A 13,903-nucleotide genomic window follows, 5' to 3' on the forward strand; every position below is an offset into this window, starting at 1 on the left:
GATATTAAAATTTTAAGTTTGCACCAACTACAAATGTCTTTAACGCTGGATAAGCATCTAACTCAACTCCTTGAGTACCTGTTACTAACTGACCATCTCCTAAAACTTCAGGTGAGAATCCTGAATATTTTTGAGTAATGAAAGGGTTCATAGCATTTACATAAATTCTACAGTAGTTAATGAAACCTTCTTCTTTTAAAGGAAGCTTATATCCTAAAGTAATGTTATTGATTCTGAAGAAATCTCCAGATTCTAAATAATAAGTTGACGCTACTGGAACTTGATTAAATGGTGCAGGATTTGTACCTGTTGTATTGGTTGGAGTCCACATATTGTTTAATAAAGAGGCTTCAACATTTTCTCCATAAAAACGCTGTGCTTTTTTTCCGTTATAAACTTTTGATCCACCTACTCCATATCCGTCTACAGAAAAGTCAATGTTTTTATAATTTAATCCCACGGTAACTCCATAATTAGAAGTCGGTAAAACTGAACCTACATATTTTCTGTCTTTAGTTTGGTCTAAAGCTCCTTGAGGCACTTTACTTCCGTTTGCTGTATAGTATAACATTTGTCCGTTTGCTGGATCAACGCCGGCATACTCATACATATAGAAACTTCCTAAAGGCTGTCCAACTGATGTATTATCGAGTATTTTTGTAACCTGACCATTGCCTAATGAACCTCCGTTTACTGTTGCAATTTGAACATTTTTCAAACTAGCTAGTTCATTTTTATTATGAGAAAAATTTCCTCCTACCCAGTAACTTAAGTTATCTGTAATTTTATCATCCCAACGTAAAGCGATTTCAAAACCTTTATTAGTTACTTCACCAACATGTGTTGGAGATTCTAATGTAATTCCTGATGTAGAATAAGGCTTAACATTCAAAATAGCATTGTTAGTATTTTTACTATAAATATCAAATGATCCTTTTAATCTACTATTAAACAATTCAACATCTAAACCTGCAGAAGCTTCTTCTACAATTTCCCATGATAAACTTGGGTCAATCTGAGAATTGATAGTTGTTCCTGAACCACCATTATAATCTACTCCAGATGTAAATGACTGGATATTTAATGGCACTTTTTGGTTTCCTAATTTACCCCAAGAACCTCTCAGTTTTAATAAATCTAAACCTTTGATATCAGATAAGAAACTTTCTTTTGTTACAATCCATCCAATACCCATTGATGGGAATGTACCCCAACGGTAATCACTTGAATAATTTGAAGAACCATCACGTCTTACAGTACCTGTTAATAAGTATCTGTCCATTAATTTGTATTGAAAACGAGCAAAATAAGATGCTAATCTAGATTGATTTTCGTTTACAGCTTTATAGGTAGTAACGCCTCCATTTTGTGCATAGGCAACACCATCAAGTCCCCAATAATTACTATTAGGATTTACATTCTTAATATCAGCAGTCGTTTTAGATCTTGTACCTAAAACGTTAGCTTCGATACCAGCAGTAACTTCTACATCGTGAATTTCTCCAAAAACCTTATTATATGTAAAATAATTAGATAAATTCCAATTGAAATAATCGTCTGTATTTCTTGTTAATGTGTTTGTATTCAAACTTTTTTTGTCGTAAGCAGATTCTACTCTACTTGGATCAGCAGCTAACCAAAGACCTAAATTGTCTACAAAATTATATTGCTTATACGTGTAATATTCTCCATTAAATTGAGAGGTGAATTTCAATGACTTGATTATATCCCAATCTAATCTTAAACCACCTTGAAGCATAACCGTTTTTTGCTGCTCATTATTATAATCTAAAGCAACAATAGGATTACCAACTGAGTTAAAAGAATCACCTGTTTCACCAACAACACCATTCAAAATAAATGGTACTCCATATTTTCCGTCAGGGTAACGTACAGGAACTAAAGGTGATTGTCTGTAAGCTGATGTAAATGCAGACATCGGCTTTGGTGTATTTTTTATAGAACTAACACTAAAATTTTGGCTAATTTTAAGTTTTTCTGAGATTTTGTACTCATTATTACTTCTAAAAGTTGTACGTCCATATTCAGTTCCTTTCAAAATTCCTTCTTCTTCGTAGTTTCCTACACTAAAAAAGTATTTAATATTTTCTCCCGATCCAGAAAGAGATACATTATTTTGAGTATACACTCCTGTTTTTGTTATCTCATCAAACCAATTTGTGTTATAAAGCTGATTTTGAGAAAATCTACCAGCAGGAAACTGGCTGATAAACGCTGCATTATTATACTGAATGTATTGGTCAGCATTGGCCATTTTTACCTTTTTTAGAGGTGATCTAAAACCAGCATAACTGTCGATATCTACTACAAGTTTTCCTTTTCCTGTTTTAGTAGTAATCATGATAACCCCATTAGCACCTCTCGTACCATAAATAGCAAGCGCAGAAGCATCTTTTAAAACTTCATATGAAGTAATATCATTTGCGTTGATATTATTAATATTATCAGTAGGCATACCATCAACAACGTATAATGGACTTCTTCCTCCTAATGCAGTACCAACCCCTCTAATAACAATTGAAGGTGTACTACCAGGGGCATCAGAAGTAGCTACTTGAACCCCAGCGGCTTTACCTTGAATAGCTTGAGAAGCGTTAATTACTTTCATTTTGGTAATTTCTTCAGATTTAATAGAACTTACAGCTGAAGTATTATCCACTTTTTTTCTTGTACCGTACCCAATAACTACAACTTCTTTTAATTCAGTATCACCTGATTCTTTTAAAGTAATAGTCATTGGTGCGGCAGTTGCCGGTACAGAAACTGGATCAAAACCTAACATAGAGACTTTTAATATGTCTCCAAGTTTTGCATTGATTGTAAAGTTTCCGTCGAAATCTGCGTCTGCAGTGGCTCTAGCATCAGATGAAGCAATTATCGCTCCTGGAATTCCCATTCCGCTGCTGTCCACTACTTTTCCTTTAATTGCTTGTGCCTGTCCGGACATATAAGCCGGAAGCATTAATAGCACAAATAAGCTAAAAATAAAATTTTTCATACAGTTTGTAATCGTTTAAGTTAGTAGAGCCAAATTAAGCAATTACAACGTTGTAGTACATCATTTACCACTACAGCATAGCTACATCATTATGTTAAAATATAATTACAAAAAATTGATAATCAAACAATTAAATGTTAACTAAATTTCATTAACACAACGTTATGATGTAGTAATGATGTATTGGAATTATATAAAAAATGGTATCGAAAAATATAAGATCAGCAAAAAACAAAATCAAATCTTACAGACTTAATAAAAACTTTGACAGGTTTTCTTCTTGATTAAGTCCTAATTTCTTTCTGAGACGATATCTGTGTAATTCTACACCTCTAAAAGAGATATTCATCATAGGGGCAATTTCCTTTGAAGAAAGGTTCATTTTTAGATAAACACATAGTTTTATATCCTTTGGAGTTAGGTTTGGATATTTTTTAGAAAGGTTTACAATAAATTCGTTGTGAATTTGATTCAGATTCGTTTCAAATATTTCCCACTCGTGTTTATTTACTTCGTTTATCTTGATTGCTTTTTTGATTTCACTCTTTAGTTTACCGAAGTCTTTTTCTGAATCTAAAATATTTTGAATCTTATCAATCATCTCAGTTTGTTTGGCAATTGATAACGATTTACCCGCTACTTCTGATGATTTTGTTTGAAGTTCTAATTCTAAAATATGCTTTTCGTATTCCTGACTATTTAATTCATTTTCTTTTTTCAATTCCATTTCTAGAATCTCACGCTGATGCTTCAATTCTTCAGCTTGTAATTTCAATTTTTGAGTATAACGAAGTTTATTCCATTTATAATAGAAGAATAATACCGCTGCAATTACTAAAAGATAAAGCAGAATCATCCAAAATGAAAAATACCAAGGTTGTGCCACTTTAAAATCAAAACTTGACACTTTATCATAGTTTGCGCCATCATGTTTGTAAATCACAACAGAATGAGAACCGCTGCCTAAATTGTTCAGTACAATTGAACCATTTGTGATAGGAATGTAATTTTTATCTTTATTGATCTGATAAAATAAATTAGGTTTACTTGCTCCGTAAATTCCTGATATTACGTTTATTTTTAATTCGGTGTTGTGCTTAATTTTTCCTTCATCAGGCAATAATTCATGGTTATTATAAGCTTCTACTTTTACCCCTCTATTTTGTCTGTTGATATACCCAAGCTGAAGTGAAATAAAACCATCGTCAAGGTTCATTAAATAATGATTGTTGCTTCTAAAAATTCGCAGGTTTTCATTAATTAATTTTCCTTTATAATATTTCTCTTGAATAATATTCCAGATAAATTTTCCATCATGAGCATAGATATGATATAAAATTCCCTCTTGAAGTACTAAAAAATGATCTTTGTCGATAGCAATGACATCTGAAATGTTTTTGAAATTAGAATTGAACAATTCATTTTCTTCTAATTTATTTGAAAGCGAATTGAATGTGTACCAAACGTTATTTATAAGAAAAAGGATTTCATCTCGAAACTCGAAAATTTTAACGCCAAAATCATTTTTAATTTTGCTTTGCTGTGTAATGTTTTCGATTTTCTTTGTCTTGTAATTATCATTAAGTAATACTCTGTACAATCCGCGATAATTATCGGCCGCCCAAATTTCGTTTTTCTTATTTTGAGCTACGTATTTAATGGGTTTTGTAAAATCATTAATTACTTTACTTTTTTTAAAATCTGAAGCATCGTCATAAACCAAAATACCGCTGTAAGTTGATTGAAAATAAGTATCATTAATAATGCTTTTTGAGAAATTCCATCCTCCGCTTACATTATTAATTTTGGTTAAGGCTCCGTTTTCATAGCAGAAAGTTCCGTCATTATGACCAATAATATATTTGTCATTTATTTTGGTAATATTCCAGCCTTGTCCCTGCGTATTGGGCATCATTTTAAAATTACCCGAATCGAATTCGAAAATTCCGTGATTTGATGCAATTAGATATCCTTTCTTCGTCGTTGCAACAGAATATACGGAACCTAAAATCCCAGAATTATCATAGAAAAACGAAATTGGTGAATTTACCTCAACATGTGCAATTCCGTTATCGAGTCCAAGCCATAAATCTTCTTCTTTATCAAAACCAATACTTAAAACCGAATTGTTCATTAAAACATTATTCCTATCAATATTTTTATAGGAATTTGTTTTAAAATCATAGATAAAAACGCCTTTATTTCCAGTTCCCACAACGAGTTTATTGTTTCTAATAAATTTGGCAACATTGATTCCGTTTGATTTTAAGGTTTCATTTAACGGATTATTCCATGCTTTTAAACCATTTTTTTCGACAATAAAAATCCCTCGTTTTTGTGTAAAAATGTACGTCTGTCCATCGTGCTTTTCGACAGCATGCACAACTGTATTTTTTAAATTATCCCACCCTTTTGGATTTGAAATTTTAGAACCGTTCATTTTAAACAATCCTTTATTTACAGAAGCTACATACAAATCCTGATCTACTACAAAACAGTACGAAATTAGAAATGGAAATTTTATTTTTTTTATATTTTTTCCATTATAAATGAAAACGTCGTTAAAGGATTGAAAGTAAAGTGACCCTTTGTATCGGAAAATCTTCCAGATTTCTTCATTGTCTTTTTCGTCAAATAAGCGGAGGTTTTTAGTAATCGAAACATAGTTCATTTTACCATTTTCGCGTTTCCAATAGCCAAATTCTTTATACGAACCTGAATAAATGCGGTCGTCTTCAATTAATATGGATCGAATAATGGTTTTATTAGGAAGCGCGTATTTTTCCCAAACCACACCATCATACCGAAGCAGATAGTGGTTATTGGCAAAGTACATGGCTTTATCTTTTCCCTGCGCGACATTCCAAATCTGGTTGTCACCTTGGTAATCTGATTTGTTGTAATTTTCAACGAAAGGAAGTAATTCTTGTGCTTGAATGTGAAAAGCAATGAAAAAGAAGAAAACTGATTTTAAAAGTATCGATTTCAAGATATTCGGATTTAAATCCAAAGATACTCACAAATATTGAATTTTCGGCTTTAAAAACATGATTGGATTTAGCTGAAAGAGATCATCAGTAATGTTAGAACACCAATTAAAAAGCATAAAGGAGCAAAATAACGAGTATCGTTTTGTCCGAATTTGGTATTTTTTATTTTTTTGAAAAAGCCAAGATATTTAAAATCGCCAATTGCTCGTACCATAAATATAGCGGCTAAAATCCAAAGTCCGTATTTCTCAATTCATAAAGGTAATTCGATAAAAATGATATTGACTTTTATTAAATAAAAAATACTGAAACCAAACAAACCAAAAGCAACAATCAGAGTAGATCGTATTCCAGGATTTCGAGGCGGAGTTTGAGCATCTGTAGTTGGATACACACCTTCAGTTCCCCACTTTCCTCCAAAAGCCCAGTAAAAATGGAGTAATGAAAGAAAAAGAAATACTAAAAACAAAAGTACTGCAATGATCGTTGCCATTGTTTGAGATGTTTTTAAAGCTTATCGGCTAATAAATGATATACTTGATTGGCAATTTCGTATTCTTCATCTGTTGGCACAACCAATACTTTTACAATAGAGTTTTCAGAATTGATTTCTCGTAATTCTTTAGAACGAATTTGATTTTTTGATGCATCTATTTCAATTCCAAAATAATCCATATCAGTACAAATCAAATTACGCATAAAAGAAGAATTTTCACCAATTCCTGCAGTAAAAACAATAGCATCTAAACCGTTTAAAGCTGCTGCATAAGCACCAATCGTTTTTCTGATTCTATACGCATTCATTTGCAAAGCCAGCTTACAATCTTTATTTCCCTTTTCTGCTTCTGCTTCAATATCACGTAAATCGCTGTAGCCCGTAAGTCCAAGCATACCACTTTGTTTTAGTAAAACAGCATTAACCTCATCTGGAGTATAGCCTAAATTTTTAATCATGTAAAAAACAACAGACTGATCGATATCTCCAGCACGAGTTCCCATAATCAAACCATTTGAAGGCGAAAATCCCATTGAGGTATCGATACATTTTCCGTCTTGAATAGCTGCCATACTACAGCCGTTTCCTAAATGAATGGTAATTATTTTAGAATTGTTTTTTAAGTAACTAATCGCCTTTTCAGAAACATATTTATGACTCGTTCCGTGAAAACCGTAAACACGTACTTTATTTTCGGTTAAAAGATAATTTGGAATAGCATATTTATAAGCTACTTCAGGCATTGTTTGATGAAAAGCAGTATCAAAAACCGCGATTTGTTCTGCCGAACTGAAGATTTCTTCTGCTACATTAATTCCTTCTAAATTGGCAGGATTATGCAAAGGTGCCAATTCAAAAAGCTGCTTAATTTTTTCTTTTACTTTATCATTAATTTTTACGGTATCACTAAAATCGCTTCCTCCATGTACGACACGATGTCCAACAGCTGCTATTTCTGAAGTTGATTTAATTACGCCTTTTTCAGCGTCTAAAAGCATATTGGCTACTTTTTGTAAACCTACTTTATGGTTCGGAATCGCAAGTGTTTCTTCGTGAGAAGCTGCTTTTGTTTTAAAGGTTACATTTGAAGTTTCTAAACCAATTCGGTCAATCATTCCAGAACAAATTACTTCGTTTTCCGGCATTACCATTAATTGATATTTTATTGAAGAACTTCCTGAGTTTATGATAAGTATTTTCATTTTTATTTAAAGGTACTAAGATGCTAAGTTTATAAGGTGCTGAGTTTTTAATAAACTCAAACTATTTTTTAATTTTTAATTCTCAATTTGTAATTGAATTTACATTCCCTGCGCTTGGATCGCTGTAATAACCACTGTGTTGATAATATCATCAACGGTACAGCCACGACTTAAGTCATTTACAGGTTTGTTTAAACCTTGTAACATTGGGCCGATAGCCAAAGCTCCAGTTTCTCTTTGAACGGCTTTGTACGTATTATTTCCTGTATTTAAATCAGGGAAAATTAATACACTTGCTTGTCCTGCTACTTCAGAATCTGGCATTTTGCTTTTTCCTACGCTTAAATCTACCGCCGCGTCGTACTGAATTGGTCCTTCGATTTTTAAATCTGGTCTTTTTTCTTTTACGATTGCAGTTGCTGTTCTCACTTTATCTACTTCATCACCTTTTCCAGATGATCCTGAAGAATAGGAAAGCATGGCAATTTTTGGTTCAATTCCGAAAGCTAAACTTGATTCAGCTGATGAAATGGCAATTTCTGCCAATTGTTCTGCTGTTGGATTTGGGTTAATGGCACAATCTCCAAAAACCGAAACTCGATCTTCTAAACACATAAAAAATACAGAAGATACTACAGATGAATTGGGTTTTGTTTTAATGAACTGAAGTGCCGGCAAAATCGTATGTTGTGTAGTGTGCGCAGCGCCAGAAACCATTCCGTCCGCGTGACCTTTGTACACCATCATAGTTCCGAAATATGAAACGTCTTCCATTAAATCCCTTGCCATAGTAATACTTACGTTTTTGGCTTTTCTAAGCTCGTAATATGTATTCGCATAATCTTCATAAAGCTCTGATTCTTTCGGATTGATGATATTTACTTTTGAAAAATCCAATGTAATTCCAAGTTCAAGAACTTTGCTTTCAATTTGTTTTTTATCTCCAATGATAGAAATATCAACCACATCCATATCTAACAATCTTGATGCTGCGGTAATAATTCTATCATCATTTCCTTCTGGCAATACAATATGCTTTCTATGCTGTTTCGCTCTTTTAACCATGTTATATTGAAACATTTTTGGTGTCATACCTTCTGCTTCAAATGTGATTAATCTTTCCGATAAAGCGTCGTTATTAACGTATTTTTCAAAAGTGGTTATTGAAGTTTCAATTTTATGGGTGTTGTTGGCATAAATCTCAGATTTTATCGAGCCAATTTTATTAGTTATGTGATATGTTCCGCCGTCAACCGTGATAATGGGCACAATGGCAGAAAGTCCTTCGATAAGTTTCAAAATACTTTCTTCTGGAACAATATTTCCTGTTAAGATAATTCCCGAAATAGTTGGGTAATTTACTGATTCATTGGCTTGTAAAGCTCCTAAAATGATATCCGAACGATCGCCTGGTGTAATTACCAAGGCATTATCATGAAGGTGAACCAAATAATTATGAAGCTGCATGGCTCCAACGCTGTAATGACCGATTTCGTTATTGAGATAATTTTCTCCAAACAAAACTTTTGCATCCAATACATTTACAATTTCCTGCATGGTTGGATTATTCAAAGTGGATATTAACGGAATTGTATTTATCAGAACATGTGAAGGCAATGTTTTCTGCAGACTATTGGTAACTAGTTCTATATTTTCAGGTTGCACTTTATTGGCAAAAACCGATAGTACTTCAACTTCTTTTAATTTGAAAGAGTCGTATACCAAATACAAACTGTCTAATAACTCTTCAAGCGTTTTACCAACACCTGAGCCTACAATAATGGTTGGAATACCGAGATTTTTGGCAATTAAAACATTTAGGTCTAATTCAATAGAAGTTCCTTCTCCGGTAAAACTGGTTCCTTCTACTAAAACAAAATCAAAACGCTCTTCGAGTTTTTTATATTTTTCGATTATCGTGTCTAAGACCTCTCCTATTTTTCCTTTATTTTTTTTCTTAATCAGCTTGCTTTTGGTAATCGCATACGCATCTTCAAATGCTATATCAAGGTTAAAATACGACAAAACAGTTTCGATATGATTGTCTACCTCACCATCCACAAAATCTTCGATTATAGGCCTGAAATAACCTACTTTGGCCGTTTTGCCAATTAAAATACTCATTAACCCGAGTGTTATAATTGATTTACCACTATTTTGGTCACTAGTGGCTATATATATTGCTTTACTCATAATTATTTATATTTATTCTAAATAACAAATTTATACAAAATCAAAATTTCTTATAGACAAACAAAAGTTAAAACCAGCGTCGCTTTTTGAAATATATGATTAGGGCTATTACCAGCAAAAACATGATACCCATAACTACAAAATATCCGTTTTGGGTTTTGAGTTCAGGCATATTTTCAAAGTTCATTCCGTATACTCCTACTATAAAAGTAAGCGGAATAAATATTGCTGAGATAATCGTCAGCGTTTTCATGATTTCATTCATTTTTCGGCTTTGTTCCGAAAAATAAAAGTTTGATGCGCTTTCTAATGCGCTCATGTCCGATTCAATCTGTTCTAAAAGTTCCAAACTTTTTTGATGAAGTCTGATAAAAAAATTAAATGTTTCTTTTTGTATTAAGTCGTTTTCATCTTCATCATCTTTTTTCGTTTTAAGATAATACAATGAATCTCGAAGCGGCACAATAGAACGTTTTAAAAAACTTAAGTTATCACGGTGATTTTCAATTTTTTCTAAAACAATTGGTTTGGCATCCATTTTAGTCAAATTGATTAATTCTTCGATTTTATCTTCTTCATCTTCCAGCGTAATATAGAAATTTTCCATTACGGCGTCTAAGAGCAGATATAATAAATAATCCACTTTTTTGGTTCTGACAATTCCTGCATGCGTACGGATACGTTCGCGGATATGGGTAAAGAAATCGCTTCGTTTTTCTTGAAAAGAAATCAGGATTCCATCTTTCAGAATAAAGCTGATTTGTTCTACACTAATGTTATCTGAATATTCGGAAGGAAGCAGTGATTTTATATTGAAAAACAGTACATCCTGCTGTTCTTCTAATTTTGTTCTTTTGGTTGTATTTAAAATATCAGCCAATAAAAAATCATCCAATTTAAAATGCGATCCAATGGTTTTAATGAGATTAATATCGTTTAGACCGTGAATATTGAGCCAATTGTTTTTGGTGTAATCAAAACAAGAATTTAAAGCTAGAATGGTAAACTTATCATATTCGACAACATCTGCATCGTTATACACAAAAAGCTGCATCTCGGATTCATGTTCTTTGTGAGCGCCAGTATACTCTAATGTAATGTGTTGCAGCTTGCGTCCTTTTTTGTATTTGATCTTTCTCATTGATGAAAATTTACAATAGTAATATTACGAAAAAGAATCTGAACAGGAAATGACAATTATCAGTTTGTGGAAAAGCTTCGTTAATTAACAATGTAATCTTTTTATTACTTTTGCGTAATTAAACCCGACAGGTTTCTAAAACCTGTCGGGTTTCTGATAAAACTATTATGCAACAAACACAATCTCTAGAATTTGGAAAATTCTATCATATCTACAATCGCGGAATCAATAGTGAGAATCTATTTAAAGAAAATCGAAACCATCAATATTTTTTAATGCTTTATAGCAAACACATTGATCCGATTGCAGAAACATATGCATGGTGCTTACTTAAAAATCATTTTCATCTATTAGTAAGAATTAAAACGACAGACGAAATTCTAAAGCATCAGAAAGAAAAGAATACGGTAAAAATAATTGCTCCACATCAATCTTTTGGAAATTTATTTAATGCTTACACAAAAGCCATTAATAAGAGCTACAGCAGACATGGAGCGCTATTCGAACGACCATTTAAAAGAAAATTAATTGATAATGCGTCTTATTTATGTTCTGTTATAAAATATATCCACAATAATCCTGTAAATCATGGCTTTTGCGAACATCCTATTGAATATCCGTGGAGTTCTTATCTTACTTGTCTTTCAGAAAAACCAACAAAACTTAAAAGAGAGGAAGTTATTCTATTGTTTAAAAATACTGACAATTTAAAATCTTATCATGAGGAAAAGGGAAATTTGAGTTTTGTAGAAAATTATCTGAATCTATAATCGCATAGAAAACCCGACAGGTTTTAGAAACCTGTCGGGTTTAACACGCACAAAAATGAGCACAAAAAAACCGAGCCATTTCTGACTCGGTTTTATATTGAATTGTAAAGACGCACTGCTGTGCGTCTCTACGAGTAAATTATTTTACTTCTTCGAATTCAACGTCTTCAACATTGTCTCCAGATTGCTCTTGTTGTGGAGCAGCTTGTTGACCTGCTTGATCACCGCCTTGAGCGTACATTGCTTCTGTAGCTGTTTTCCAAGCTGCATTTACATTGTCTAATCCTTTTTGGATTGCGTCAAGATCTTGAGATTGATGAGCCATTCTCAATTCAGTTAAAGCGTATTCGATAGCTGTTTTTTGATCGTCTGTCAATTTATCTCCTAACTCTTTCAATTGAGATTCAGTTTGGAAGATAGTACTGTCAGCTTCGTTTAATTTCTCAGCTCTTTCTTTTGCGATTCTGTCAGCATCAGCGTTAGCTTCAGCATCTTTTTTCATTTTTTCGATTTCTTCAGCTGTTAATCCAGAAGAAGCTTCGATACGGATATCGTGAGATTTTCCTGTTCCTTTATCAGTTGCAGAAACTTTTATGATACCATTAGCATCGATATCGAAAGTTACTTCGATTTGAGGAACTCCTCTTGGTGCTGGTGGAATACCATCTAAGTGGAAACGACCGATAGTTTTGTTATCAGCAGCCATTGCTCTTTCTCCTTGTAATACGTGGATTTCAACAGATGGTTGAGAATCTGCAGCAGTAGAGAATACTTGAGATTTTTTAGTTGGGATAGTTGTGTTAGACTCGATTAATTTAGTCAATACACCACCCATAGTTTCGATACCTAAAGAAAGAGGCGTTACGTCAAGTAACAATACATCTTTTACATCTCCAGATAAAACTCCACCTTGAATAGCAGCTCCAATAGCAACAACCTCATCTGGGTTAACTCCTTTAGAAGCTTTTTTACCGAAGAATTTTTCAACTTCGTCAGCGATTCTTGGCATACGAGTAGAACCTCCTACAAGGATTACTTCGTCGATATCAGATGTAGATAAACCTGCATCTTTTAATGCTTTAGCAACTGGCTCCATAGAACGTTTTACTAAAGAATCAGATAATTGCTCAAATTTAGCTCTAGATAATTTTTTCACTAAGTGTTTTGGTCCAGAAGCAGTAGCAGTTACGTATGGCAAGTTGATTTCTGTTTCAGCAGAAGATGATAATTCAATCTTAGCTTTCTCAGCAGCTTCTTTTAAACGCTGTAATGACATTGGGTCTAAACGTAAATCAATTCCTTCTTCAGATTTGAATTCGTCAGCTAACCAGTCAATAATAACTTGGTCAAAATCATCACCACCTAAGTGAGTATCACCGTTTGTAGATAATACTTCAAATACACCGTCTCCTAATTCAAGAACAGAGATATCAAAAGTACCTCCACCTAAATCGTAAACAGCAATTTTTTGATCATTTCCTTTTTTATCTAATCCGTAAGCAAGTGCAGCAGCAGTTGGCTCGTTGATGATACGCATAACTTTAAGACCAGCGATCTCTCCAGCTTCTTTTGTAGCCTGACGCTGAGCATCGTTAAAGTATGCAGGAACTGTAATAACTGCCTCAGTTACTGTTTGACCTAAATAGTCTTCAGCAGTTTTTTTCATTTTTTGAAGTGTCATTGCAGACAATTCTTGAGCAGTATATAAACGACCGTCAATATCCACACGTGGAGTATTGTTGTCACCTTTTACTACTTTGTAAGGAACTCTTTTTGCTTCTCCTTCAGTTTCAGCAAAAGTGTGTCCCATAAAACGTTTAATAGAAGCAATCGTTTTTGTAGGATTCGTTACTGCTTGTCTTTTTGCAGGATCACCTACTTTAATTTCGCCACCTTCAACAAAAGCGATGATAGATGGTGTAGTTCTTTTTCCTTCTGCGTTAGGGATAACAACTGCTTCGTTACCTTCCATTACAGAAACACAAGAGTTCGTCGTACCTAAGTCAATTCCGATTATTTTACCCATTTTTTATATATTTAATTTTGATTTAATTTTCATAACTCAGGTGGCATAAGTCAATCATTGTGCCAA

7 protein-coding genes and 1 pseudogene are annotated in these 13,903 nt (G+C 33.2%); 1 reads left to right on the forward strand and 7 read right to left on the reverse strand.

The window, feature by feature from the left end:
• Positions 1-4: 4 nt before the first annotated feature.
• The 6 genes and pseudogenes from P2W75_RS11095 to corA all read right to left on the reverse strand — a co-directional run bounded on the left by P2W75_RS11095 (position 5) and on the right by corA (position 11,041).
• Positions 5-3,019, reverse strand: a complete 3,015-nt coding sequence (locus P2W75_RS11095) for a SusC/RagA family TonB-linked outer membrane protein (protein ID WP_276380536.1) — start codon at positions 3,017-3,019, stop codon at positions 5-7.
• Between the two features lie 244 nt (positions 3,020-3,263).
• Positions 3,264-6,008, reverse strand: a complete 2,745-nt coding sequence (locus P2W75_RS11100) for a histidine kinase (RefSeq protein ID WP_276380537.1) — start codon at positions 6,006-6,008, stop codon at positions 3,264-3,266.
• Between the two features lie 68 nt (positions 6,009-6,076).
• Positions 6,077-6,502, reverse strand: a pseudogene (locus P2W75_RS11105) (DUF3995 domain-containing protein).
• 14 nt (positions 6,503-6,516) lie between these two features.
• Positions 6,517-7,707 carry an acetate/propionate family kinase gene (locus P2W75_RS11110; protein WP_276380538.1) on the reverse strand — a complete coding sequence of 397 codons (1,191 nt, stop codon included), beginning with the start codon at positions 7,705-7,707 and terminating at the stop codon, positions 6,517-6,519.
• A 99-nt stretch (positions 7,708-7,806) separates the two neighbouring features.
• Positions 7,807-9,900, reverse strand: a complete 2,094-nt coding sequence (gene pta / locus P2W75_RS11115) for a phosphate acetyltransferase (protein ID WP_207296756.1) — start codon at positions 9,898-9,900, stop codon at positions 7,807-7,809.
• A gap of 67 nt (positions 9,901-9,967) precedes the next feature.
• Complete coding sequence (gene corA, locus P2W75_RS11120; RefSeq protein ID WP_207296757.1) at positions 9,968-11,041, reverse strand: magnesium/cobalt transporter CorA; 1,074 nt, start codon at positions 11,039-11,041, stop codon at positions 9,968-9,970.
• Positions 11,042-11,208: 167 nt separating this feature from the next.
• Between corA and P2W75_RS11125 the strand changes: the two genes are divergently transcribed.
• On the forward strand, positions 11,209-11,811 hold the full coding sequence (locus P2W75_RS11125) for a hypothetical protein (protein WP_276380539.1): 603 nt from the start codon (positions 11,209-11,211) through the stop codon (positions 11,809-11,811).
• A 139-nt stretch (positions 11,812-11,950) separates the two neighbouring features.
• Here P2W75_RS11125 and dnaK read toward each other — a convergent pair whose 3' ends face one another.
• Positions 11,951-13,837, reverse strand: coding sequence for a molecular chaperone DnaK (gene dnaK, locus P2W75_RS11130; protein WP_207296827.1), 1,887 nt, complete (start codon positions 13,835-13,837; stop codon positions 11,951-11,953).
• Positions 13,838-13,903 lie beyond the last annotated feature (66 nt).

Source organism: Flavobacterium sp. H4147, from assembly GCF_029360735.1.
In the GTDB taxonomy this organism is placed as follows: Bacteria; Bacteroidota; Bacteroidia; order Flavobacteriales; family Flavobacteriaceae; genus Flavobacterium; species Flavobacterium endoglycinae.

Excerpts from the sequence above, each read along its gene's own strand:
- P2W75_RS11095 (WP_276380536.1), bottom strand. The coding sequence starts at position 3,019 with ATGAAAAATTTTATTTTTAGCTTATTTGTGCTATTAATGCTTCCGGCT.
- P2W75_RS11110 (WP_276380538.1), bottom strand. The coding sequence starts at position 7,707 with ATGAAAATACTTATCATAAACTCAGGAAGTTCTTCAATAAAATATCAA.
- pta (WP_207296756.1), bottom strand. The coding sequence starts at position 9,900 with ATGAGTAAAGCAATATATATAGCCACTAGTGACCAAAATAGTGGTAAA.
- corA (WP_207296757.1), bottom strand. The coding sequence starts at position 11,041 with ATGAGAAAGATCAAATACAAAAAAGGACGCAAGCTGCAACACATTACA.
- P2W75_RS11125 (WP_276380539.1), top strand. The coding sequence starts at position 11,209 with ATGCAACAAACACAATCTCTAGAATTTGGAAAATTCTATCATATCTAC.
- dnaK (WP_207296827.1), bottom strand. The coding sequence starts at position 13,837 with ATGGGTAAAATAATCGGAATTGACTTAGGTACGACGAACTCTTGTGTT.